General features: G+C 44.0%; 2 protein-coding genes. Both read right to left on the bottom strand.

Going from position 1 to position 2,265, the window contains the following annotated elements; translation table 11 throughout:
* Positions 1–250: 250 nt before the first annotated feature.
* Positions 251–1,489 (bottom strand): Hsp70 family protein, encoded by a 1,239-nt coding sequence (locus DXD68_RS23955; protein WP_122363922.1) that lies wholly within the window; start codon positions 1,487–1,489, stop codon positions 251–253.
* Between the two features lie 86 nt (positions 1,490–1,575).
* Positions 1,576–2,265: sensor histidine kinase (locus DXD68_RS23950; RefSeq protein ID WP_233577306.1), on the bottom strand; the 690-nt coding region annotated here is incomplete at its 5' end.

Genomic DNA, 2,265 nt, shown 5'->3' with positions numbered 1-2,265 from the left:
CATGGAGAGTTCGTCTTTTGCCTTTTGCTGCTGATGGTATAGGGTGACGATATAAAAGACAAGAGGCAAAGCCTCTTCCTATGTGGGCTTAAGCCCCTTTATTAACAGGGCTTCTTTCATATATGAAAGGGGTTAAAACCCACAGAGGATCCGGCTTTACCGGAGCATTTAGATATCCGTTTGCTGAAGCAAACGGCAAAATAGAGCCTGCGGCATGAGGCGGAACCTCATAAAAAAGATAAGTCTTTTTCTAATAACTTAACGACAATCCGTAAGCCACACTATTGAATGTATTGCCTGTACGGATTTTATCTTTTCCGAAGATACGGTAAAGTATTTCTCTTACCGGTATGACAAGACTGCTACCGCCTGTGATAAAGACGGAGTCGATATCCGAAGCACTGTATTTGGAAGTTTCGAGCAGTTGGCAGATATATTGTTCGATCACTGTCGTATGTCGTTCGATGACTGTGGCGAATTCGTCAGGAGTGAAAGGTTCGTGAATACTGATCGTTTCTTTCTCAAAGTCGATCGTTGTCTCTTTCCCATTCGACAAATTTATCTTGGCTTGTTCGATTCCTTTGAACAGCGAGAAAACATAGTTGTTATCAATCAATACCCTTACATTGTCTATCTTTGGATTGTTACCCGAAAGGTGGTAATAGTTATCCATCGAACGGCGCAGTTTACTTTCTTTCAGCATAAAAGTCCTTTCCCAGTTTTTCAGTTCACGATAAAGGATGGAGGGTACTTCAATCTCTTTGTCGTAGGATTGGTATTTCACGCCCCGTCCCAGATGCGGAGTTACTTTATACCACATGATCTCCGAGTCGAACAGGTCGCCACCGATGTAGACCCCGCCGTGGGCGATGATATCGTCTTGCCGGTCTTCTTTGCGTACTTTGTCGGGTGACAGGTTCATGATTGTAAAATCGGAAGTACCACCACCGAGGTCGGCTACCAGGACATTCTCGCTATGGTCGAGCCGTTGTTCGTAGGAGAGGGCGGCGGCAATCGGTTCCAGTTGCAGCTTGATATTCCTGAAACCAGCGTTGCGGGCGGCAAGCAACAGACGGTTGACGGCAAGATTTTCCTGTTTCACATCTTCTGAGAAAACAGCCGGTCTTCCGAGTATCACATCCGTGATCTCCGTACCGGTGAAGGCTTCCGCTTTTTCTTTCAGATGTCGGATGATGCAGGTGACGAGCTGATCGGGCGTCATTCTTTTTCCGGATATCCAGGTAGAAAGAAATTTGTCCTGACGAAGCAGCGTCTTCACTGATTTCAGCAGACGCCCGGTCATTTCTTCTTCTATGTATTTATCGTGGGCTTCTTTTCCCACATAGTATTTCATATCATTGGTGTCCGGAAAGTACAGGATAGAACTGGTACTATATGAAAATACTTCTTTCCGTGTGACCTTGTCCGTCAGTGATATAATGGAATTGGACGTTCCGAAATCCAGCCCGCATGTCAAATCTTTATTCATCTTTTGCCTTATATTTTATGAAAAAATAGGGCGCGAAGATATAAAATACGACACATTTATATACTATATATACATGTAATTTTTGTTTACAGCTTTTTTTTTAGGGTAAAGAAGAAAGTAACTCCTTTCCCCGGACTGCTTTTTGCGGAGATTTGTCCTTTATGGAAATTGACCCCGTTTTTAACGATAGACAATCCCAGTCCGGTTCCGCCCACCTTGCGACTTCGTCCTTTATCTACCCGATAGAATCTTTCAAAGATACGGTTGATATGTTCTTCCGAGATACCGACACCATTATCGGCAAAACTGAAATAATAGAATTTAGGGTCTTCCTTATAGCAGTTCACAATGATTAGGCTTCCTTCTCCGGCGTAGGCTATCGCATTGTCATACAGATTCCGGAAAATAGAATATAATAATGAGTAATTGCCGTGTATCGTAGGATTACCGGGTAGAATGATGTCGGAAGAGATTTGCTTTTCTTCCATCTCTTTCGAACATTCCTTTTGAATCTCCGCGATCAGTTTCGGAATATTTATGTCGGACAGGTCGAACATGTCGGATGCTTCGTCCAGCCGGTTCAGAACGGAAATATCCCGTAATAATCCTGTCAGGCGGGTACTTTGCGAGTAACAACGTTCCAGGAAGAACTGACGTTTGTCGGGAGTAAGCTCCGGATTGCTGATGATTGTTTCCAGATATCCCTGGATACTGCTGACAGGTGTTTTCAACTCGTGTGCCACGTTTTGTGTAAGCTGGCGTTTCATCCGGCTTTC

Source organism: Parabacteroides sp. TM07-1AC (assembly GCF_003480915.1).
In the GTDB taxonomy this organism is placed as follows: domain Bacteria; phylum Bacteroidota; class Bacteroidia; order Bacteroidales; family Tannerellaceae; genus Parabacteroides; species Parabacteroides chongii.
Note: the sequence above shows the minus strand (reverse complement) of the source record. Positions and strands in the feature narration are given on the sequence as shown.